This window comes from Methylobacterium sp. B1, from assembly GCF_000333255.1.
Classification (GTDB): domain Bacteria; phylum Pseudomonadota; class Alphaproteobacteria; order Rhizobiales; family Beijerinckiaceae; genus Methylobacterium; species Methylobacterium fujisawaense.
Genome location: NZ_BACT01000830.1, coordinates 1 through 22,066, shown reverse-complemented (window position 1 = coordinate 22,066; position 22,066 = coordinate 1). Strand labels below are relative to the sequence as shown.

Sequence of the window (22,066 nt, the reverse complement as noted above, 5' to 3'; positions counted from 1 at the left end):
ACCACGGCTTGGCGGAGAGGGGGGGATTCGCCGCCATGCCCCCGAGCACATTGCAATTATTGAGCTTTTCGCTGCCCCGATACGAAGCTTCGTAGCAGCGCTTCGGGGCAGTCGTCAAACACGCAAGTGACCTTTCCGGAAAGCCAGACAAATCCCGGACGCACGGCACTGGCTGTGCTTGTTCAAGTCGACCTGCTTCGCGATCGTCACTCACAGCCCGACGCGTCGGATCACACCTCAAGGTCAGATCAACGCCTCTCGCGCTCCTTAGGCCACTCAGCTCGCCGCTTATGCCGAGCGTGGCTTTGTCCGCTCTGAACGCCCTATTGCGCGAGCGGAAATCGGGGATCGTCCGCGCAGCCGCCAATCGCACAGCTGCGCGCGCCATGGATCGTCCTGTGTCTGGCCAGACCCCGTCTTCTGTAACGATGATGTCCATAGGAACGTCGTGCGCCTGCGGGTAAACCGTCGGCAGCCGCGCGAGGTCGAAGCCGACGCCGATGACCAGCGGCTTCGTTGGCCTGGACGCGATGGTCCGGTTATAGAAGCCGCCGCCATAGCCCAGGTGATAGGCTCGACCGTTATCGCGGCGGACGTGGGAGTGATCACGACGGGGACCAGCGCTGGCGTGGGAGCGCCGACACGCTCGCACAGCAACTTGCGCCAGCGGAACAGCTGACCGACGTGGAGACCGGCCCGGCGGGCGACATCCGAGGTCGACACACCCGGTTCAAACGAAGCGGCGACCAACCGCTCCTTCTCCGCCCGCGTCCAGCGTCGACGCCGCTCAGCTCTCACCAGTTCGATACCCGCCTTGGTCATGCTCAAGGTCCTAGGATTACTCCTATGACCTCAGCCTCAACCGGCCAGCTCACAAGGCGGCCTTCGCCGGATGCGTCACGAGGTCCTATTTCAGGCCTATCTCCAACGATCGCGGACCGATGCTATGCCGATGTACTACTACGCTCTGGATAGCCTGATTGCTGACATCCGGCGGCTGACACCAGGCCGTTCCACAGGACTGTTCTACGACGAAGTGCGACGCTGCGTCGGCGGCGCGGGCTGGGCAGATCCCCAAATCCGGAACGAGTTCCGCCGCCTCGCGCGGATCCACAACTGCCGCCTGCGCGATAGTCCGACGAGGCAGCTGATCCGATTTCGGAGGATACTCCCTACGGCTGGCAACCGGTGGGCTCAGACAGGCGCTTCGTTCCGTAGCCGCCGTGGCCGGGTCGCGAAATAGCAACCCATCATCTGAGCATCCACCTTGACCGGACCTAGACGGATGCGGGCGAGTAGAGGCGCTCTCGTGCCGCTCCGCTGAAGCAAGGCACGCGATCATGGTTGGCCAGCCGGCTTTGCATTGCCGAACGTCTATGGCTAAGCCCTCGTTCATCCAGATGCAATGGACTGCCGACAGTGCGGTTTTTCCCTCGACTACCTGTGACGTATCCTCAAACAGAAACAACTGGGCTTATATTAATCAGAACTTCCATTACCGTATCACTTCCAGTATCGGATTGATCTAGTATCGGTTTGCCTGCATCACGTGATCGTCCATCAAAAACAACGAGGTATCCGGTATGGATGCCTCTATTTTGCATATAGTGACGGACCTGACCTTCACCGCTTTTAGCGTATGTTGCTGTGTAGCCCGCTCCACACATTTTCAACTCGACAATGACGGATAACCCACCATCAAATCGCAGAAGAATATCTAGACGACCGGCACCAGTGTCGATTTCCTCAAAGACCTCCGTCCTCGCTCCAAATTTCGCTTGCATATAAGTATGAAATAGAGTTTGCCCGCGCGACTCCGGTCTCGTGATCCACTCGTGTTTATGGGTTGTCTTAGACTTATGCCAGAATTCCATTCGCTTAGCTGAGGATACGAAGGCAGAGAATTCCTGTATAGCCGATGTAACTTCTGATAATCCTACCGGACCAGTCTTCGGCGGAAGAGGAGCTACGGGCGCAACCGTACCGCCAAGATCATAAGCCTTGTCGCGCATATCTCGTGCGAGTGTCTTGACCCCGTCCTCTACTTCTGGGGACGCCATGCATTTTGTCAGCGCTCCAATTGCGCCATTCATATTTCCCGCTTCGAAAAGCGAACGGCCATAAGCATACAATCGGTTGGGAGCCGCCCCAAATTTATTAATACTGTCTCGCAAATGATTAGCCGCCAAACCCCATTCGCCGCATTTCCAGAGCGTATCGATCAACGTGTTAAAAGCTATCATATCGAGTGGATTTACCTCCACCAGCTGTTCGTACCAAGGATAGGCACGACGGTACTCTCCGAGATCACGCAGGCACTGTCCGATGGCGAGCTTGACGGGAAACATCACCTCCTCTTTAGCGTCAACATTCTTGAGTTTTTGAAGAACTGCCTCAAAACCGCGCAGCTTAGCCTTCGGGGGCAGATCCGGATTGGAGATAATCGCGGTAGCACCTGCCCCTACGATCCATTCCTGATTACCAGATCTGTCTGCTTCAGCGACCAAAGCTGCAGCATCTGCAGCATTAAAATTTTTCATCAAAGCCGAGACACGTTCGGCAAAATCAAAATGAACTGATTTTGTACTTCTTACTAGATCAGCAGCTTCATTCCGTAGTCCTATTGCAAGATCTTCTTCGCCGCAGTTCGTTGCTGCTATAGATGCGAGGTGCAAGGACGCTATCATATGCTCCTCTGCCCCAGCTATGCCTCTTCGCAATTCAATAGCCTCTTGCGCGATCGGCAGAGCTTCGCGCGACATCGTCATATCGATAAGCTTCCGGGCTTTCCTATGCAGAACGTTTGCCTTGATTTCGTCGACAAACGCTCCTCTCTGCGAAATAATCTCCATCATTCTATCGTACTGATTGATAGCATCCCGGGGAGAACTATGTTCCTGTAAATCTGATAATCTTGCAATGCTCTTCAGGGCGTCATTCTTATGGCCGGCCTCAAGGAAAGCGTCGATTGAATTCTCGGCAGCTTGTATAGCGAAGGCGCTTCCTTCGTCATGCGCCATGGATAAATTTCGCCATATCCAGCCGCGCTCTCCTGCCTCCAAACCTGTTGGATCAGCGAGCAATTCTTTCCAGACCGAGATCGCGTATTCTTTTTCACCCTTGTGCAGAGCAGCTACCGCAGCACCATTTTTGAGACTTTTCCGGATTTCTGGCTCTATCTCATAATCACTGTCTAAAAGATCCTCAGTTGCTGGGCCGGCAATATCGTAACGACTTTCTTTCGCTCCCAAAGCCGCCACGAGGAACAGCAGATCTTTTTTGATCTCCTGATCTAAATATTCAACATCAATGAGCGTTATGGACTCGAGAATACCACTTGCATGCCCAAACATCATTGCATGATGGGCCTCATCGCTTAAAGCAAGTCGCGCCGCTTCGTTATGGTTACCTGCGTCCGCTTGTTCTTTTATTGTGTCTTTGATCTTACCGTGTTTCGAGAGTACCTCGAGGAAGTTTGTTCGGAAATCAGAAGCCAAGTTAGCCGCCTCAGGAGGCGGTTTCGTAAAGCTATGTAATTCTTTATGTCTTGCGAATATCTGACCCGTTGAAAAATCTATGGTCGCTTCAATAGCGAAATCTGCGTTGGCAATTTGCTCTGCTAACAAACCACACTGTTGAAGCGCTACGATCATCCGGTCTGAGAGCGACTGCAGCCTCCCCTCGATAGGTAGTTCGTTGTCGGCTGGCGCTGCTTTGGCGGCTTCTTCGGCACTTTTCTCGATGATTCCACTAATCTGAATATCTGATGGAAACTCGACTACGACGCCGGTTTGTTCCGAATTTGCCTTGATCCTCACGAAAACCGGCGTATCGTCGTCTTCATCCTGGCGAACTACTATCCGGACGGCCAGTTCATTCTCGTTGGCATCGCCTTCTACCTTCTGCGCGTCGCCATCGTCGGTCTTCGCCATTGTGGATGCCTCTTTGCTGCAGATAAATTTGTCGCCGGCCAGAAAGCGTTATGTCCAGCAGGCTCCTACCACATCTTATGTTGGCCGCGCTGAGGCCGGATCTAATGGTGCCGACCCGATGTCACCGCCTTGTCGGATGAGGTTTGAACTCTCGCGCTCGGCCTTTGTTCGTCGCACGATACTCAGCAGGTTGTGGCCGACGGTAGCGTTCCACCGCGCGGCGCAGGCATGCGCCTTTTGACGCGCATCGGAGTCCGTAACTCCTCGAACGTCACTCCCATGGCGCTTGAGCACCCTTCAGCATTGCGTCGTAGTCTGTGGCGATCCGATGGGGCGTCACCGTCGCCCAGTACGCTGTGGCCCGAGGATCTGGATCCATCGGCTCAGGTAAGTACGCCTCGTACTGGCAGGCGGCCTCCGCCGTCTCCTCGGGCGTGAGCCGAACTGGAGCGGCAGTGCGGGCCGCCTCCAGGGCGTCGATGCGCTTGCCCAGGGTCGGGCTCATAGGCTCACCCACTCGGTTGCGAGGCGAATAGCTCGGTCGACGTCAGCGATGCCGAAGCGCGTCAGGAAGTCCGCTGGCATATCCGACACTAGGAGGCGGATGGCCGCCTCGTTGCTGTCCACGCCCGCCGATGTCCCGCCGACCCGTTCAACAAGAAGCAGCACGATGGCGACTCCGTGCCGGGTATTCCAATCGACGTGGGCGCTCCCGTCGGCTTACGGAGCGGCTGTCGAGATACCTCTGTAGGCTTTAAGTTTGCCCACTGGCGGCCGCTCGCAAGCTGCTTGCTCGGACCGGCCGGTGATCATAACTCGCTTGACTACGGTCTAACAACAACGAATTTTCTAAAATTTCTATCTTTATAAATTTCCATATTTGTCCGCGCATCAATTAATTCCAAGGCTGCCTTTATTCTATATACCGATTGTCGATCTGCTCCGGTATGGCGATGATGTCGACTATCTGTAGATCCTTTTGTCGGATCAATTTTTGATAAATCGCCATCCTCTCCACGAACTAATCTAACCATGTCGTCATAGCGATAGACTGCGCCGGCGCCTACACCTAAATTGCTGCGGAAGAAGACCAGCAATAGCATTGCAATGTCATTTTTTGACAAGGCGTGAACTTCTTGCATTGATACAGGGGCATACTTTGGGTTATCATTGTCAATCCAAGCCTCCTTGGAAATCGTCCAACACAGTCCTATGTTTATCCATTCATCACCCCCGCGCTCGAATATTTTTATGAGGCTGCGACAAGGCTCGTACCGCGCTTTAAATTGATCAACCTGTGGATCAATGAGCTTCGGATCATAATTTTTCAATTCGACCGAAACACCGCATAACCGGTCTAAACTAGCGAATAACCGCTCCCTGTTTTCTGGATCGTTCCTCCGGTCGATGAACTTGAGAATGTCACCAACTTGAATTTCGCGAGCAAGCCCCTCCCAATCGGAAGAGCCAGACACTGAATGTAAATAATTTGCGATAGGCCCCTCGCCGACCGCACATATTGCTAAAAGCACCTTCAAATCATAGACGTTGATCGTACTCTTCGTAAAATAGACGAACCATTCTCTGTTAACTCTCGCAACCCGCGTTGCTGAATATACCCGATCTAGATTATCTCTTTTAGTTGTTCTGAATATTCTTATTTGAGCAGTAACTCTATCTATTTTGGCAATTTTATTGCCCTTGCCGAATTCCGACGAGACGGCTCTTTTGCTATCTGAGAAAGATGCCAGTCCTTGGACATATGATCTTACTTTAGCTGGGAGTATTATATCATCTTTGATAAAAATAGCCATGTTCGATGTCACGGGTTGAGGATACCCAGAGCATAAAACATGCCGCATTTGGGCTAAGTAAACGATCCCTGGATGCGTTTCCGACGCCGTGTCAGCCGACGTACCTTCCAAACCCTTCTGGACCTACTCGCCAACCACATGAGTGTGAAACGCGGTATGGATCACACCGCCCACTCAGTGAGCTCCGGAAACGGTGACAAGTCATCGTTCCGGAAGGCAGAAGCCGCAGAAACGGTGACAAAATGCGGGTCAAAGTTCACCAAAACGCTGACAAATAGTCCCGAAACGCTGACACAAATTGCAGCTAAGTCATTCTGAAACAATGATTTCAGCTCTCTCTATGGCTAACTCAGCCTAAAGTTATGTCCAGCTAATGAGCAACGCGCTCGTTCGCGTCCGGCTTTCATAGCCAGGGGTACGACAGACGCGAATTTACGTCCGCACCAGGGAGGTCCCCGAACTCAGCCGATCTTGAACGGCTCTCCTTGCTGCCCAATGGTACCACCAGCCTATGACGTTCAACACCTCCGCCGACCCGCAAGGAGCCAAGTCAGATTGGCGCTCCCCGTCAGGACCAGGAGCAGCGGCTCCGCGACTGTCGTGGACAGCGCTCTTCGACGGCTCGGTCGACAGGTACGACGGGCTCCCCGTCATGATCGCCGGCTGGCCTGCCACGGCTGGGGAGGCGACCAACACACGCTACTGCCTCCTCACGTTCGAACCCGTCTGCTGCCACGGGTGCCTACCGAGCGATCCCGCCACCTGCGTCGAGGTCTATACCGACGCGCCGCTTCCCATCGACGGGCGAGAGCTGATCCTGCGAGGGGTATTCCGCCTCCTGCGGGACGATCCCTGCGGCTGGCGCTACCGGCTCGACGAAGCGGTGGCCATCCACGACCATGGACACAGGCCGCCATTCGGCCTGTCCCGCCGAGGGCTCGTCGCGGCGGCCTCCCTCCTGTGCCTTCCGATCGGGGCCGCAGCGCAGGCACCAGCGCCCGAAGGGATTACCGACGCACAGCGTACCGACGCTGCCTCCTTCCTCGCCGAGCGGCCGACGATCGATTGCCACAGCCACGCTGGCCGTATCCTCCGTGTGCGACAGGACGAAGGGCACGCGCCCTTCACGCCCCTCGCTGAACCGATGCGTCTCGGCGGGTTGGCCGTGGCCTGCCTCGCGATCGTCTCCGACAGCCCGACGCACCGGATCACGCCCGAAGGTCGGATCAAGGCTTTCCGCGATCCTGAGCCCGGTGAGCTCGCAGCTTATGCCGAGCGTGGCTTTGTCCGCCTGCACGCCCTCCTGCGCGAGCAGGGCTTGGGGATCGTCCATACGGCGGCTGATCTCGCGGCCGCGCGCGCCAAGGCACCGATGGTTGTGGTGGCGGCCGAGGGAGCCGATTTTCTCGAGGGTGATCTCGGTGGCCTGGAGGTGGCCCACCGAAAGGCTATTCTACGCCACCTGCAGCTCACGCACTATCGGGTGAACGCCCTCGGCGACATCCAGACCGAGCCGCCCGTGCACGGCGGCCTAACGGCCTTCGGTGCCGAGGTGATCCGGCGTTGCGAGGCGCTCGGCGTGATCGTGGACGTGGCACACGGCACCGAGGATCTGGTTCGTCAGGCAGCCGACGTGGCGCGCAAGCCCCTCGTCCTGTCGCACACCTCGCTCACGACCAATCACACCTCGCTCACGACCAATCTCACCCCACGCACGCGCCGCATCACGCCGGACCATGCCCGGATTGTCGCGAGGACGGGCGGTGTCATCGGCATCTGGCCGCCGACGAGCCTGTTTCCCGACCTGGCGGCGCTGACGGAGGGCGTCGCCCGCATGGCAGACATCGTGGGGCCGGCCCATGTCGGGATTGGAACCGACATGATGGGGCTGGTCGGTCCGAGCGCCCTGCCGGATTACACCGACCTACCTGATCTCGCAGCCCATCTGCTCGTGCGGTTCACGCCCGAGGAGGCCAGCGGCATCCTCGGGGGCAACTACTTGCGCGTGGCCAAGGCCTGCTTCCCGTCCTGAGAAGCAGTGGGTTGCACCTCGGAGAGGCCGATCGTGCACAGACTGAGGGTAGTATGGGCTAAAATCGCCCAGGAGACCCGCTGAAGGCGTGAGCGGCGGCGCCGCTGGGGGGGGGTCGACCAGTTTGCTCCGCCGCGCGTCACCGGCCATTTCTAGCGATTTAAGCCAGCAAGCAATCCGGGGGAAGGCTTGGGTACGACAAAGAGATTTCGTTTGTCGTACCCTGGGTAACCACGCCCCTTATGAGCCACATAGGCTCGCTGTCATCGTCGCAGCAGTCTCAATAGGTCACGCAGCCAAGTGAGCAACGCGGGACCGGCAGCGTTCCACCCCAAGCGGACTGCCTGCTGCCGACCCAACAACGACCTTCTGCCTTCCCCCAAGTCCGCTCGTAAGCGGACGTCAGTCAACCCTTCGGCCCGGCTGCCTAAGCTGCTGGCCACGACTGCGGATGGGTATCTAACCAAAAGTTGTGGCGATGTCCCATAGACATCCGTTTGGATTGAGAGTTTTCTGACGCCGGTCTGCACTTCGTCAGGCAACCAGAAATAGTCGAATGGCTGCTAACGAAATAATAGGGATACGAGACGAAACTGTGAAAGACTGGGCCTTTGCCTTCGGAGTTCGGATCGTGCAGTTTGGTATTCGCTCTCGACTTTACGCTGGTTTCAGCGGTCTTATGATCGTCGTTGCAGCTCTCGGTGGGGTTGCGCATTATCAGCTCGGCCGCGTGACCGATCAGTATGAAGAGCGCGGCAAATATGAGGCTATTGCCCGCAATATTTATACGGTAAATATTCTTGCTGCACAGCTTAAGGGAGATGCCGAAAATTACCGGCTCGCGCCCAAGCCAGAGCAGGTCGCGCCGATGGAAGCCGCCCGGCGCGAGATCGAGGAAGCCGGATCTAAATTAGTCAGAGAGGCTATCTCGGAAGAGCGCCGTAAGATTTACATGGGCATCAATGATGATGCTAGAGCGATGAAGCCTGAGCTTGAGCGCCTGGCAGCTGCCGGCGTGACTTTGAAGGAAGCTAAGGACAAGCTCTTCACGGGCGGTGACGACCTCACCCGTGCGACCGCAACGTTGGTCTCTGATGTGCGCTCGCAAGCCGATGAGGCGACGCTCAGCCGGGCTCAGACCGTCGAGAGCGCCATGCTGCTCGTCCGCGTCGCCAACTGGCGCTTCCTGGCGACGTTTGATCCGAAGGGACCGGCAACATTCGCCACGAACGTCGAGAAGGCCGAGAAGGCCATGAAGGCGCTCAGGAATGCCGATGGCAGCGCGCCGTTCCAGACGCAGATGAAGGCGGTCGAGGTCGCGCTCGCTGCCTACGCGACCAACTTCCATGCCACGGTCGCGGCAATGGCGACCTCGAACAAGGCCTTCGACACGGGCATCAAGCCGCATACGGACGCCATCGACCAAGCCGCCATTGGCGTGCGTGGTAAGATCAAGGTGGCGGTCGAGGAGATCACCGATGCCACCGCAACATCCGTCGCGGGCGCTCGGCTCATCCAGATGAGCCTCCTTGGGTTGGCTCTGGTCGTAGGCGGCGTTCTGGCCTTCCTCTTGGCCCGCAGCATCATCAGGCCAATCGCCGGCATGACCGCGGCCATGAAGCGTCTAGCCTCCGGCGACAATGACGTGGACGTACCCTCGCGCGCGGCCACCGATGAGATGGGTGAGATGGCACAGGCCGTCGAGGTGTTCCGCCAGAACGCCATCGCGCGGGCCGAACTGGAGGCCGCACAGGTCGCCGAGCAGTCGGCGCGGCAGCGCCGGGCCGATCGCGTTGACGCCCTGGTCAAGTCCTTCCAGCAGAAGGTTGCGAGTTCCCTGGAGATCGTCACCTCGGCTGCAACCGAGCTCGATGCCACTGCCCGCTCGATGACCCAGGTCGCCGATAACACCAACAGCCAAGCCGTGGCCTCAAGCGCAGCCGCGGAGGAGACCTCGGTCAACGTGCAGACGGTGGCGGCCGCCGCCGAGGAGATGGTTTCCTCGCTTCAGGAGATTGAGCGACAGGTGGTTCGCTCCAACGAGGTCGCCGCCAGCGCGGCGCACGAGGCGGAAGCGACTGGCGCGGCGATGGCCGATTTGGGGGCGGCAGCAGAGCAGATCGGCGCAGCCGTGACGACGATTTCGTCGATCGCAGGTCAGACCAACCTTCTGGCGCTGAACGCCACGATCGAGGCCGCGCGTGCGGGGGACGCAGGGCGCGGCTTTGCAGTCGTCGCCGCCGAGGTCAAGGAGTTGGCCGGCCAGACGGCGCGTGCGACTGAGGAGATCGGTGGTCAGATCGCCGCGATCCAGGGCGCGACCGGCCGTGCGACGGAGGCCATCCAGGGGATCGGCCGGACGATCGCATCGATCAACGAGATCGCCGGCATGATCGCCTCGACTGTGGTCGAGCAGACGGCGGCGACGGGTGAGATCTCGCGCAACGCCAGCGAAGCGGCGCGCGGCACGCAGGACGTATCGGCCAACGTCGCGCGCGTTCTGACCTCGACGGGTGAGACCGGCAGCGCAGCGACACAAGTGCTGAGCGCGGCGGCCGAACTCGCCACACAATCGCTGAGCGTCAAGCAGGAGGTTGACGCCTTCCTTCTCGACATCCAGGCGGCGTGAGGCGTCGATGGCAGATATCTACGTCTTGCCGAGCATCCTGGACCAGAACGGAGTCCAGCACCTCGTCGCCGCCCTGAAGGCTGAGATGACATCGGGACGCGATCTCGGGCCGCGCGGTCCCCAGATGCAGGCCATTGGTCATTCACTCGAACAGTCGAGCCTTCAGCTTCGCCGTGAGTTAGAAAGCTTCGTGCTCGAACCCGTTGCTAGCAATCCAAATTTGACGAAGGCCTATTCCGACATGATAGTCTTGCGAGAGGAGTTGCTGCAGCTCGCCGAGGCCTTCGCAGAGCTCGGTGTAGTAGCGAAGGCATACACAGCCTAAGTCCCCCATTGCCTGACTGTCGCACCAATTAAGCCCGCCCGGATCGCCGTGGCGGGTTTTCTCTACCCGGAATTAGCTCTGGGGTTGCCGCAGAGGATTTCCGCCCTGGCACTACGATATAATCAGTGCTGATTAATGGAGTGAATGTATCGGTGCGAACGACCTCTCTTGGATATTATGGTAGGTCCTATATTTTGTGTCATCTTACACAAATTCATCCTGCTCGGGGTCGTGAGCGGATGGAACAGCTGCGTCCGCTTCTATGCCTTTTCGCCCCATAGCGGACGGGCAGCAAACCACCCGACCCGGTTATTCCGTATATGAACTATGCCAGTTATGCAGACGGCTGTCCGGCGTTCACCGAAAGGAAACATTCGTCGGCCGTCAGAAAACATAGGCTCGGGGTGGTTTGCAGACGGTCCGCTTGCTTCCTGCTAAGCTCAGCTTCATGCTCAATCCCCGCACGCTTGCCGGTCCGCGGTCCCGCTCGCTGCGTGTGCAGGCGTGGGTCGAAGCCTATCCTCTCATCGACAGACAGCTTTCGCCGCTGGGGTTGGAGGCCATGGCGGCTCTTGCACTTTCGCCAGGGGCCACAGTGCTCGACGTAGGCTGTGGGGCTGGCCAGACCCTTGGCCAACTCGCCGAGATCGTGGGAGCGAGCGGTCGGATCATCGGCATCGACGTGGCGGAACCACTCCTGACCGTCGCCGCTCAACGTATGCGCGCTCTTCTGAACGTCAGCGTGATCGAGGCCGACGCCCAGACGATCGACCTACCGTCAGAGAGCGCGGACGCGATCTACTCGCGCTTCGGTGTCATGGGCTTTGCCGATCCCGTCGCGGCCTTCACTAACTTCCGCAGGATGCTCCGTCCGAGTGGGCGGCTCGCCTTCGTCTGCTGGCGGGCGTTGGACGAGAACGAACTCGATCACCTGCCACTAACCGCCGCTGGCATTCCGGGCGTCAGCGATGATGCTCCCTTCAGCTTCGCCGATCCGCGCGTCATCGACGAAGTCCTGGGTCGAGCAGGTTTCGAGGGGGTTGAGGTTCGCGCGTACAACGCCAGGGTGTCGAGCGGCGATCTCGATGCGATGACCGAGGTGCTGCTCAAGGTCGGCTCGCTCGGGAAGATCGTGCGCGAGCACCCCGCCCGGCGAGCGGATGTAGAACCGCGCTTGCGGGCGGCATTGGCGAAGCTCGGCGACCCCGCGCAGGTCAGCCTTACCGCGTCAGTTTGGATCGTGACGGCCCACGCCCCCGTGACAGGGGTCACGCACAGATCATTAACCGCGACGGCTACTCGGGGTCGTTAGTGATCCCCATGGCTATGTCCGCTTGATGCATCCCCTGTCCAGAGGCGGACCGGCAGAAACCCACTCGTAGCGGACCGTGCGGGTAGATACCGAACGTCCGGATTTCGACCAGTCGCTCTCGTGCCTGCCGTGTCGATCCCACCCTGGTGATCGCTACCTCGCCGTGGCACCTGTCCACCATGGCGATACCCGACAGAACCGGATGCGAGGTGCGGATCGACGGCGCGTGGCAGCTCGTGCCGCTGAGCGAAGCGCACGCCCACCACCGCGCCGCCGAGAAACGCTGTCCGATCTGTCACGGCCGGGTGCGCACCCAGGGGCTCTACTCGGGGGAGGGCGGCGTCGCGATGATGCACCAGCGGGCGCATATCGGCTGCCCGAGGATCCCGAAGCACTACGCCGGCACGGCGAAACGGCACCCCGAGGCCCTGGACTGATATGCACTGCTCGCGCGGCGCCAGCCCCTCCGCCGTCCAGATATGCGCAATCTACATGGCTCGTGCGCGACGGCTCTGACGCACGGCAGCGTACGGCGAGGCCGGTTGCCGACGGCAACGGTACGGCTGCGGCTGCGGCTGCGGCTGCGGCTGCGGCTGCGGCTGCGGCAAGGGCGTCACATCACATGCACTGAAGGTGCAAGGCAGGATTTGCGGATCGGCCAGCCCGGAGCTTACTCCTCGTCCCCGAGACGGAACCGCAGCGAGGCGGGCTGAGGCGACTGGCGCGGGGCCGTGCTATATATGGTGTGGGAACTTCGCCTTTGGGCGACGAACAGTCGAGGCTCCGTGAGCATAAGAGCAGAGTCTTTCCGATCCAGACTACAATGTAATTAAACAAAATTTAAATATCTTACAGTAATGCCGCTATTTTTTTATCAATCAGATCGTTTTAGGACTGAATTAATGAATTATATAGCGACCGCTTTCGTCTTCGCCTTTTATCTTACCATTCCGCAATCCGCATTTTCTCAAAATGACTTGATAAGAGAGGAAAAGCGCCTTGCATCTGAAATGTATTCGTGGGCAAATAATTGCGTTGGTCCCTGCATTTTGCCGAAAAAATTTCTGGAAGGTGGGTCGGGAAAGCCATTTATCCTCGCCGCTCTAAAGTTAAAAGAAGACAACAAAGCGCTACGTGTTATTGGTGCCGCATACTGTTCCTCTGCATGCGCCGTGTTAGTCGATAAACTTAAATCGTTCGGTGGCGATGTCTGCGTCGAAAAGGGAATGTTGCTACGTTTCCATCGTGCGTTTGCGCTAGAACCAAATCCAGATGGTTCGAAAAAGTATGAAGATACAACTCCCACTATCGCCGTACCTGGAGCAAAGGCTTGGATCGATGCCAATGGCGGCATACCCGCGGATGGCAGTTGGATTGTAATTCCTACGTCCATCGTTGCGACACAATATGGGTACTGTCCATAACGACGACTTGCCCGCTCAATCATTCTTGTCTGGGAGCACAGTTCGCGCCAGACGCATACGTGCCGAGCTTGCTCGACACGTATGCGTGTTTGTGACACTGCAGCCGGGTTGCAATGGAGAGCTTCGAAGCTCGCCAATCGACAGTTGGTCCTGACGCGACATCCTCATCGGGAACGATGAGCCACCTCTAAAAAGGGACGGGCCGAGGGGTCTTTCGCGTGACCGCCCTATATATGATAATGTCCTTTATCAGACGTATGGGTTGGGGCCCAAGATGGCGAGTGCGATGATGCCGGAGCAGCTCAGGACGCGGCTGCTTCCAAACGAGAAGGTCATCTGGTGGGGCCCGCCCGTTCAAGGCATCAGGCTAACCCGGCGCGACGGCCTGCTCATCCCGTTCAGCTTACTCTGGGGCGGGTTCGCGATCTTTTGGGAAACCACCGTGCTCCGTAGCGGCGCTCCGTTCCCCTTTGCGCTGTTCGGTGTTCCCTTCGTCCTGGTCGGCCTGTTCCTGATCGCCGGCCGCTTTCTGTTCGATAGCTGGTTGCGGCAGCGCACGATGTACGTCCTCACCGATCGACGTGTTCTGATCACGCGATCGGGGCCGTGGCCGCACTTCACAGCCGTCAATTTGGATATGCTGCCGGAAGCGAGCCTTGAAGAGGAGTCGAATGGGAGAGGGACGATCCGTTTCGGGGGGCCTGCCTCAATATTTTCCTTCAATGGCCGGGCGGGCTTTGGTTCCTGGACCCCGGCACTGGATCCAGTGCCTCAGTTCATAGGGGTCGATGATGCGCAGCGCGTTTTTGCTGCGACCCAGGATCGGCCGCCGCGGCGTTTCTGATGGGTTCGGTCCTCAAATCAGCCCAACTTCACGCTCCGGCGTTGATCGCGGCCGCCGGCGATCGTGCCGCCTATCGCTTCCTGGAATTTTTTACGGCGCAGATCCGCAACCCGCACACCCGGCGCGCCTATGCCAAGGCCGTGGCCGAGTTCTGCGCCTGGCTGGACAAGTACGGCCTGCCGTCGATCGCCGCCGTTAGCTCAATCCACATCGCCGCCTACGTCGAGGAGCTCGGGCGCAGCCACAGCGCTCCCACGGTCAAGCAGCGACTGGCGGCGATCCGGATGATGTTCGATTGGCTGGCGACTGGCGGCGTGCTGCCGTTCAACCCCGCGACCGCCGTGCGCGGGCCGAAGCACGTGGTGAAGCGAGGCAAGACCCCCGTGCTCGCGCCCGACGAGGCGCGCGCGCTCCTCGATGCGATCGACACCGCCACGCCGATCGGCCTGCGCGACCGGGCGCTAATTGGCCTGATGGTCTACACATTCGCGCGGATCGGCGCGGCCACCGCCATGCGGGTCGAGGACGTGTACGTGCAGAACCGTCGTCTCTGGGTGCGGCTGCACGAGAAGGGCGGCAAGGTGGTGAATCTACCCTGCCACCACAACCTGGAGCACTACCTGCACGCCTACCTGGACGGCACCGGCATCGCAGCGGACGGCGACGGGCCGCTGTTCCGGACGATCCGGCGCGGGACGGCGGAACTGACCCGCACCGCTCTGCCGAGCGCCAACGCCTACGCGATGGTGCGGCGGCGGGCGAAGGCGGCCGGCATTGCCACGCAGATCGGCAACCACACGTTCCGAGCCACCGGGATCACCGCCTACCTCAAGAACGGCGGCACCCTGGAACGCGCCGCCGCCATCGCCAACCACGCCTCGACGCGCACGACCCAGCTCTACGATCGCCGCGCCGACGAGGTGAACCTGGACGAGATCGAGCGCATCCTGATCTGAGGGATGTGCCGCTCCGGCACGATGGGTTCCAGTGGGGGACTGTCAGGGGGTACGACGGCGGAAATCGCCCCTGTCGTACCCTACCCGTGTAGTCCGAGATTGTTCGTGGGCTCAGAGCGACAAAAACGGCCATTGAGGCCGCGAGGGGAAGATTTGGCGCCGCGAAGCGGCGCCAACCAACCGACGTCGCCAGGGGCGGCTTAAAGCGGCTTTAGATCTTGTCGCATATGGGTGGATTTCCGCCGGTCCGCTTTCGAGCGATGATGCATCGAAGTGGACGCAATGCCCTCGCTTACTTGCCCTCCGGACGGCAAAGCGTCATCCTTCCGCTCAGATGTCCCGCCCTTGATACATCTCAGGCGGAATGCGCCGTCTCTGCTGACTGAACGCCCAGACGCGGCCGTCAATGGCAGCAAGCCCGCATCCAATCAGCGCCATCCCGATAAGGTGCTGCGGGGCAAGGCGCTCTCCCAGCACTAATGCGCCCAGCAGGATGGCCGACACCGGGATCAGGAAGGTGACGAGCAGAAGGTTCGTCGCTCCAGCAGTCGCCAGGATGCGAAAGTACAGCACGTAGGCGAGCGCTGTAGACAGGACCGCAATACCAACGACTGCACCCCACACCGATGCGCCCGGTAGCGGCAAGGTCCAAGGGCGGTCCGCGACGAGGACGAGGGGCAGAAGCATGAACGCGGAGGCCGTCACCTGTCCTGTCGCCGTCGCGAGCGGCGGAACGCCCATTCGCCGGAAGCGCCGCCCGAAGAGACCGGCGAAGGCATAGGACAGGGCCGCGCCGAGCACGGCCACCTGTGCCAGGAGGTCGGTCCCGAGCCCCGCCAGAACGGCGGGTCCGACCATTACGGCGACGCCGACAAGCCCTATGACCACCCCCACGAGCCGGTTGCCGGTCATCCTCTCGTCGGACGTGAAGACGTGGGCAGCGACGACCGTGAAGAGCGGTGTGGTCGCATTCAGGATGGCGGCAAGCCCTGACGCGATGTGGGTTTGGCCCCACACGATGAGGCAGAAGGGAACGGCGTTGTTAAGGAGGCCCATGCCGAAGAAGGCGGCCCATGCCCGACCCGTGCGCGGTATCCTCAGCCCCAGGAGAGGCATGACGGCATTCAGGATCAGAGCAGCGAGCCCGACCCGCAGGAGAACGAGGGTGAACGGCGGCAGGGCCGAGAGCGCCACGCGTGTGAAGAAGAACGATCCTCCCCAGAGTACCGAGAGGCTGAGTAGCATCGCCCATTCGGACGCGGACATCGTGCGGTTCACGGGCGGCGGCATGGCGGACCTTTCGTGGGTTCGCTTCGTGCTACGATCTCGTCCGGGTGATGCGCTTCCCGTTTCCTGCTCTCCAATTCTCTGTCCGCTCACCACCTAGCGCGTGACAAGCCGGGCAGCCGACGAATGGCCGTGTGTGGACGCCCCATCGGATTCAAGGGGGTGTTGGAGAGATTTGTGCGCGCAGGATCAGGTGCTGCCGTGTGTCCGGCCTGTTGATGCAGCCTTCATCACGGCTGCTGGCCTGTATGGAGAGCGCGGATCGGGTCCAAGTCGCTTTGGCGCGCTCGAGGCGCTTGGCCATTCACTGGTTTTCCCGACCCCGTCTTCTGACCGTTGCGCCATACCTCTCGACTGACCTTCCCTGCCTCCCTGACGCCTCAGGCCGTGGCGATCACGCCGTGGCCGGAGCTCTGTAGGAGCCGCCATGGGCCATCAAGGCCCAGACGATCCTCGCCATCTTGTTCGCAAGGGCGACGGTGATCAGCATGCGCGGCTTGCGCGACAGCATGCCGGCCAACCATGCCCCAGCTTTATCGGGATCACGCGCCGCGACCTTGGTCGCAGAACTCGCGCCCAGGATCAGCAACCGTCGCAGGCTGCGCTCGCCCATCTTGGTCGTTCGCCCCAGCCGCTCCTTGCCGCCGCTGGAGTGTTGCCGCGGGACGAGACCGAGCCAAGCCGCAAAGTCGCGCCCGCGGCGGAAGGTACTGGCGGCCGGTGCCAGAGCCACGAGTGCGGTCGCGATCACCGGGCCGACACCCGGTATCGTCATCAGCCGCTTGGCCACGGCATCGTCCTTCGCGCGTTGGGCGATCTCGCGGTCGAGAAGTGCGATCTGCGCCTGGAGCGCCTCCAGGCTGCCCGCAATGATGGCCAAGGCCGGCCTTGCCTCGGCCGGCACGTCAGATGTGGGGTCGCGGACGATCGCCACGAGCTGGCCTACGTGCCCGACACCTTGGCGAACGACGTACCCGAACTCCGTGAGGTGCCCGCGCAGTGCATTGATCAATTGGGTCCGCTGACGCACGAGCAGGTCGCGCGTACGGAACACCACTGCGGAGGCCTGGGCCTGCGCGCTCTTTCCCTGAACGAACCGCATCGTCGGCCGCTGCGCCGCCTCGCAGATCGCCTCAGCATCGGCCATGTCGTTCTTCTGCCGCTTCACGAACGGCTTCACGTAGGCTGGCGGGATGAGCCGCGTTTCGTGGCCTGCCAAAGCTATCTCACGGGCCCAGTAATGAGCGCTGGCGCATGCTTCCATAGCAACCACGCAACGCGGAAGTGTCGAGAAGAACGTCAGCACCTGATCACGCCGCAGCTTCTTGCGGAAAACGACGACACCGCTCGTATCCGCGCCGTGAACCTGGAAAACTGATTTCGCCAGATCGATCCCGACTGTGCTAACCTCACCCATGGACGCCTCCTGCAGTGGTGTTGCAACACCTCCACTCTGGCACATCGATGCCGTCAGGGGGCGTCCACCCCTACGCTTGTGGGATGCTCTGGTCGTCTTCGGGGCGACCGCATCGGGTCGCATGCGGAAGGGCGGCTCGGTGCGGATCTTCAACCGTCGGGTTGAGTCTGGCCAACGCATCGAAGCGGCCGATACCGTCCTGCCTGCTCACAACTGAAATGAGATCAGATTGCAGTAGCCGGCGACCGTGTGCCCGCGATGCGGAGGCGAGATGTGACAGGCGATGTCAGGGGCCGGACGGGAACCGTCGGGTCGTTCTAACAAGACCCTGGACGGTGCTTAGCAGCTGCCGTAGGGCCTTATCCGAGGCCTGATCCTGCAGGCCATGCTCGGTCAGCCACCAATCCAAGTCGTCGATGGCCTCTTCGAGCTCGCTACAGAGCTGCAGGAGCCGTTCGCCGCCGGCCTGGATGTGCGGCGCGCTTGAACCGAGATCCGCGCCGCGTGCGTGCGCTGCCGCCAGATCCGCGCGCAGTCGCTCGAATTGGTCCACACCGTGAGGTTGGGCCGGGAGGATGTGGATCTTGGCCATGGCTTCCTCAGGCGGCGCGGACGGTTGCGAGGAAGCGGGCGACCTCGGCGCCGAGATGCTCGGATTGCCGCGACAGCTCGGAGGCCGCCGACAGCACCTGAGACGCCGCGGCCCCCGTCTCCTCCGAGGCCTGCGCGACGCCGGCGATGTTGCCCGTCACCGCGTTGGTGCCCGCCGAGGCCTGCGCCACGTTGCGCACGATCTCCTGCGTCGCCGCGCCCTGCTGCTCGACCGCCGCCGCGATCGACGTCGCCACATTGTCGATCTCCCGGATCCGCCCCGTGATCCCGCCGATCGCCGTCACCGCTTGCGCGGTTCCATCCTGCACCTCCGCGATATGACGGCCGATCTCCTCGGTGGCCTTGGCGGTCTGCTCGGCCAGCGCCTTCACCTCGGAGGCCACCACCGCGAAGCCCCGCCCCGCGGCACCCGCCCGCGCCGCCTCGATCGTGGCGTTGAGCGCCAGCAGGTTGGTCTGGGCGGCGATCCCCGAGATCATCCCGACCACGTCGCCGATCCGCGCGGCGTTCTGGCTGAGCGCGTGAACCAGATGGATGGTCTGGTCAGCTTCGTTCACCGCAGCCTGGGCGAGCTGGGCCGAGCCGGTCACCTGCCGGCCGATCTCCTGCACGGACGAGCCGAGTTCCTCGGCGGCGGCCGCGACCGTGTTGACGTTGGTCGAGGCCTCCTCGGCAGCGGCGGCCACGCCGGTCGATTGCGCGGCGGTCTCCTGGGCGGTGGCGGTCATCTGCTGGGCGGTGGCCTGCAGTTCGGTGGCTGAGGATGAGACCATACTGATGACGCCACCGACCGCCGCCTCGAACCCATCGGCCATCTGCCGCATGCCGGCCTTGCGCTGCTCCTCGGCCGATGCGCGAGCGAGTGCCGTCTCCTCCTCCAGCGCGCGCGTCCGGATCAGGTTGTCCTTGAACACCTGAACCGAGGCGGCCATGTTGCCGACCTCGTCGCGACGGCTGATCCCGGGGACAGGCTGTGTCGTGTCACCAGACGCGAGGCGCTGCATCATCTCCGTGATGGAGCTGAGCGGAGCGATAACGCCGCGGAGAACCGTGAATAGGGCGAAGCCGGCGGCTGCGATGCCGAAGATCAGGGTGAAGCCACGCAGAGCCTTCATCGTCGCCGAGAGGGACGTGAACTGGGAGTAGACGTTCTGGCTTTCTTCGATCTGCAGATCGATCAGACTCTGGATGGAGGCACTAACCGGGTCGACGGTCTGGTAGAGCCTGTCGCGCACGAATTCGGCGAGCGGGGCTCTGTCGCCTTTGGCCAGGATGTCGGAAAGTTGCTTCACGGCCGCGTTTGCGCCGACCATGGTGGCTTCCGTATCGGCGACGAGGCGCTTCTCCCGCTCGGTCAGGCTCGTTGCGCGATAGGCGGTCCAGGTCTTGCTGATGCGCTCCCGAGCCTCGGCGACCAATGGCGGTCCCTTGGCCCACTCCATATTGCCGTTGTTGATCTTGTGCGATGTATCGACGATGTTGACCGCGTACATGTCGGCCACGATCTTGAGCTCGCGCAACGGCACGATCCGGTCGCTGTAAAGTTGGCTCATGTTATCGGTGGCTTGGTTGGCAAAATACAGTCCTAGCGCTATATTGCATATCAGCGCCAAGATCAGAGCAAAGACCGAAGTGGTCAACCGAAAGCGGATTGAATTCATTATTCAGGCCCATTTTGCTTCTTATAGATATAATGTATGTTACTAAATTAAATCTTAAGATTTTGGCCTAATCTCTGATTGCCCAATGTTAAGATCATCAACTTCTCGGCGCTGCCTCGAACGTTCGCCGACAAGGGATGTCATTTGGATGTGTGATCTCGCCGAGGCGGTACTTACAAGTGACAGAGGCAATATGACGGGGCGGGCTCGGAAGTAGGATAGCAGCTCGGGGTGGTTTTGAGACTGTCTGCTCACCGGTCGCGAAACGCTAAAAGCGGACGTGATACGGCCAAGGCTTCCCACGCGGACATTACGAGGTTAGGAATAGCCCACCTCGCGTGACTGACGCTTGAGATGGGACACCATCGGGGAGCGCGAGTGCATAGCGCCGCGCGTCTGGGCATCCTCCTGATCAGGGACGACGATGCCTGAATTGAGCAACCTCCTCGCCTTCGCAGCCGTCGCGCTCGGCATGGTCCTGACGCCGGGGCCGAACATGGTCTACCTTATTTCACGTTCGATCTGCCAAGGCCGGACGGCAGGTTTGATCTCGCTCGGCGGCGTGGCGCTGGGCTTCGTCGTCTACATGCTCTGCGCCGCATTCGGCATCACAGCGCTCGTGCTGGCGGTGCCCTACGCCTACGACGCGATCCGCATCGCGGGCGCAGCATACCTGCTGTGGCTTGCGTGGCAGGCCGTCCGGCCCGGCGGTCGTTCGCCATTCCAGGTCAAGGATCTGCCGAAGGACGGCCCAGCCAAGCTGTTCCTGATGGGCTTCCTGACTAACCTGCTGAACCCGAAGATCGCGGTCATGTATCTGTCGCTGCTGCCGCAATTCATCGATCCGACACGAGGCAGCGTGCTCGGCCAAGCTGTCGCCCTCGGCACGACCCAGATCGTCATCAGCGTTCTGGTCAACGCAGCTATCGCCATCTCGGCAGGCTCAATTGCGCTGTTCCTCACCCGACGCCCGTCTTTTGCCGTTGTGCAGCGTTGGGTGATGGGGACAGTGCTGGCCGCGCTCGCCGTCAGGATGGCGACCGAAGCTCGCCGGTAAGGCCGAAACGTCTGCTTACGAGCGACGCATTTTGCGCCGTTCTCTTCCGATTCGGGTCGGGAGCAGACGGATTGACGTTCGTCCAATCCGTGCATTTTCACCCACTCGCGCGGTCGACCCCTAGCGCCTGATGCGAACCCAGCCCAGCCCACAGCGCCAGTCATTGTCAAGCTTGAGCGCAGCTTCCACATATGGTCATGGAAGCAGCATCTGAGTGCTGCTCGATCACGAACTGCATAGGTCCACATGGGCTCGCGTGTAGGGCGGCAGGGCGCTCTCGACCTATCCATTCCCGATGACGTTGAAGGTGGTGCTACACGCTTCTCCACTACCCGCGCACAGCGCGCTGCGCTGACGCGCCAGATCATCGCTGCCGTCGAGCCTTTCGACGTTCCCTATGCCTCGAAAAATTCGCGCTACATCGTCACCAATGACGAGGAGTACGGGGAAATTTTCGAGCTTGGGCGGCCGACCCGGAACTCACGCTGCTTTCCCGGGAAAGCGCTTAGGCGCAATGTCGAAACGCTCAACCAGTTTATGGCCTTTGCGAAGGGCCAAGACACCAAGAATTGGCGCTTCTGGTGCATTAAGTTGCCGGGCCGGAAGGCGCCGCTAGGCGCCCTCGTTGAGGAAGTTGATCGATTTAATAAAGCGATTAATACGCGCTTCACTGAGCTGCGCAAGAAGAAAATATTTGAGCCGCTCTTGGTCGGCCTGCATATACGATACGCGCCTACCGAAGATGCCTTCGATCTCCATCTGCA

The 22,066-nt window shown here is 60.3% G+C and carries 17 protein-coding genes, 2 pseudogenes and 1 riboswitch; of the genes and pseudogenes, 10 read left to right on the top strand and 9 right to left on the bottom strand.

The window, feature by feature from the left end; translation table 11 throughout:
• Positions 1–412: 412 nt before the first annotated feature.
• The 5 genes and pseudogenes from I53_RS34245 to I53_RS33505 all read right to left on the bottom strand — a co-directional run.
• Positions 413–571: pseudogene (locus I53_RS34245) on the bottom strand (5-formyltetrahydrofolate cyclo-ligase); the annotation flags it as partial.
• Between the two features lie 86 nt (positions 572–657).
• Positions 658–822 (bottom strand): annotated as a pseudogene (locus I53_RS35455) (transposase); the annotation flags it as partial.
• A gap of 632 nt (positions 823–1,454) precedes the next feature.
• Positions 1,455–3,932 (bottom strand): tetratricopeptide repeat protein, encoded by a 2,478-nt coding sequence (locus I53_RS33510; RefSeq protein WP_148291232.1) that lies wholly within the window; start codon positions 3,930–3,932, stop codon positions 1,455–1,457.
• A 271-nt stretch (positions 3,933–4,203) separates the two neighbouring features.
• Positions 4,204–4,449, bottom strand: coding sequence for a hypothetical protein (locus tag I53_RS24020; protein ID WP_187294411.1), 246 nt, complete (start codon positions 4,447–4,449; stop codon positions 4,204–4,206).
• Positions 4,450–4,756: 307 nt separating this feature from the next.
• Positions 4,757–5,746, bottom strand: coding sequence for a hypothetical protein (locus I53_RS33505; RefSeq protein WP_148291231.1), 990 nt, complete (start codon positions 5,744–5,746; stop codon positions 4,757–4,759).
• A 652-nt stretch (positions 5,747–6,398) separates the two neighbouring features.
• Between I53_RS33505 and I53_RS31780 the strand changes: the two genes are divergently transcribed.
• The 8 genes from I53_RS31780 to I53_RS23985 all read left to right on the top strand — a co-directional run bounded on the left by I53_RS31780 (position 6,399) and on the right by I53_RS23985 (position 15,268).
• Positions 6,399–7,778 (top strand): membrane dipeptidase, encoded by a 1,380-nt coding sequence (locus I53_RS31780; protein ID WP_085987700.1) that lies wholly within the window; start codon positions 6,399–6,401, stop codon positions 7,776–7,778.
• Positions 7,779–8,457: 679 nt separating this feature from the next.
• Positions 8,458–10,407, top strand: coding sequence for a HAMP domain-containing methyl-accepting chemotaxis protein (locus tag I53_RS24010; RefSeq protein ID WP_083936139.1), 1,950 nt, complete (start codon positions 8,458–8,460; stop codon positions 10,405–10,407).
• Between the two features lie 7 nt (positions 10,408–10,414).
• Positions 10,415–10,732 (top strand): hypothetical protein, encoded by a 318-nt coding sequence (locus I53_RS24005; protein ID WP_043355440.1) that lies wholly within the window; start codon positions 10,415–10,417, stop codon positions 10,730–10,732.
• A 409-nt stretch (positions 10,733–11,141) separates the two neighbouring features.
• Complete coding sequence (locus I53_RS24000; RefSeq protein WP_251982432.1) at positions 11,142–12,044, top strand: methyltransferase domain-containing protein; 903 nt, start codon at positions 11,142–11,144, stop codon at positions 12,042–12,044.
• A gap of 146 nt (positions 12,045–12,190) precedes the next feature.
• The gene (locus tag I53_RS23995) at positions 12,191–12,481 is read left to right on the top strand and encodes a hypothetical protein (protein WP_251982431.1); all 291 of its coding nucleotides are present in this window, start codon (positions 12,191–12,193) and stop codon (positions 12,479–12,481) included.
• Between the two features lie 465 nt (positions 12,482–12,946).
• On the top strand, positions 12,947–13,468 hold the full coding sequence (locus tag I53_RS33500) for a hypothetical protein (RefSeq protein ID WP_148291230.1): 522 nt from the start codon (positions 12,947–12,949) through the stop codon (positions 13,466–13,468).
• Positions 13,469–13,742: 274 nt separating this feature from the next.
• Positions 13,743–14,312 carry a PH domain-containing protein gene (locus I53_RS23990; protein WP_251982430.1) on the top strand — a complete coding sequence of 190 codons (570 nt, stop codon included), beginning with the start codon at positions 13,743–13,745 and terminating at the stop codon, positions 14,310–14,312.
• Complete coding sequence (locus tag I53_RS23985) at positions 14,312–15,268, top strand: tyrosine-type recombinase/integrase (RefSeq protein ID WP_043355438.1); 957 nt, start codon at positions 14,312–14,314, stop codon at positions 15,266–15,268. The genes I53_RS23990 and I53_RS23985 overlap by 1 nt, the downstream gene beginning before the upstream one ends.
• Positions 15,269–15,598: 330 nt before the next feature.
• On the opposite strand, the gene I53_RS23980 is transcribed toward I53_RS23985, so the two are convergent.
• The 4 genes from I53_RS23980 to I53_RS23965 all read right to left on the bottom strand — a co-directional run bounded on the left by I53_RS23980 (position 15,599) and on the right by I53_RS23965 (position 20,245).
• Complete coding sequence (locus I53_RS23980; protein ID WP_043355436.1) at positions 15,599–16,558, bottom strand: DMT family transporter; 960 nt, start codon at positions 16,556–16,558, stop codon at positions 15,599–15,601.
• Between the two features lie 391 nt (positions 16,559–16,949).
• A complete protein-coding gene (locus I53_RS23975) occupies positions 16,950–17,972 on the bottom strand; it encodes an IS110 family transposase (RefSeq protein ID WP_020096599.1) in 1,023 nt (340 codons plus the stop codon).
• Positions 17,973–18,258: 286 nt separating this feature from the next.
• Complete coding sequence (locus tag I53_RS23970; protein ID WP_012340165.1) at positions 18,259–18,564, bottom strand: hypothetical protein; 306 nt, start codon at positions 18,562–18,564, stop codon at positions 18,259–18,261.
• Between the two features lie 7 nt (positions 18,565–18,571).
• Complete coding sequence (locus tag I53_RS23965) at positions 18,572–20,245, bottom strand: methyl-accepting chemotaxis protein (RefSeq protein WP_043355432.1); 1,674 nt, start codon at positions 20,243–20,245, stop codon at positions 18,572–18,574.
• Positions 20,246–20,573: 328 nt separating this feature from the next.
• Positions 20,574–20,654: riboswitch (ZMP/ZTP riboswitch) on the top strand.
• 15 nt (positions 20,655–20,669) lie between these two features.
• Here I53_RS23965 and I53_RS23960 point away from each other — a divergent pair.
• Entirely contained in the window at positions 20,670–21,302 is a 633-nt protein-coding gene (locus I53_RS23960) for a LysE family translocator (protein WP_043355430.1), read from the top strand.
• 246 nt (positions 21,303–21,548) lie between these two features.
• The coding region (locus I53_RS33495) for a hypothetical protein (protein ID WP_148291229.1) at positions 21,549–22,066 on the top strand (518 nt) is incomplete at its 3' end.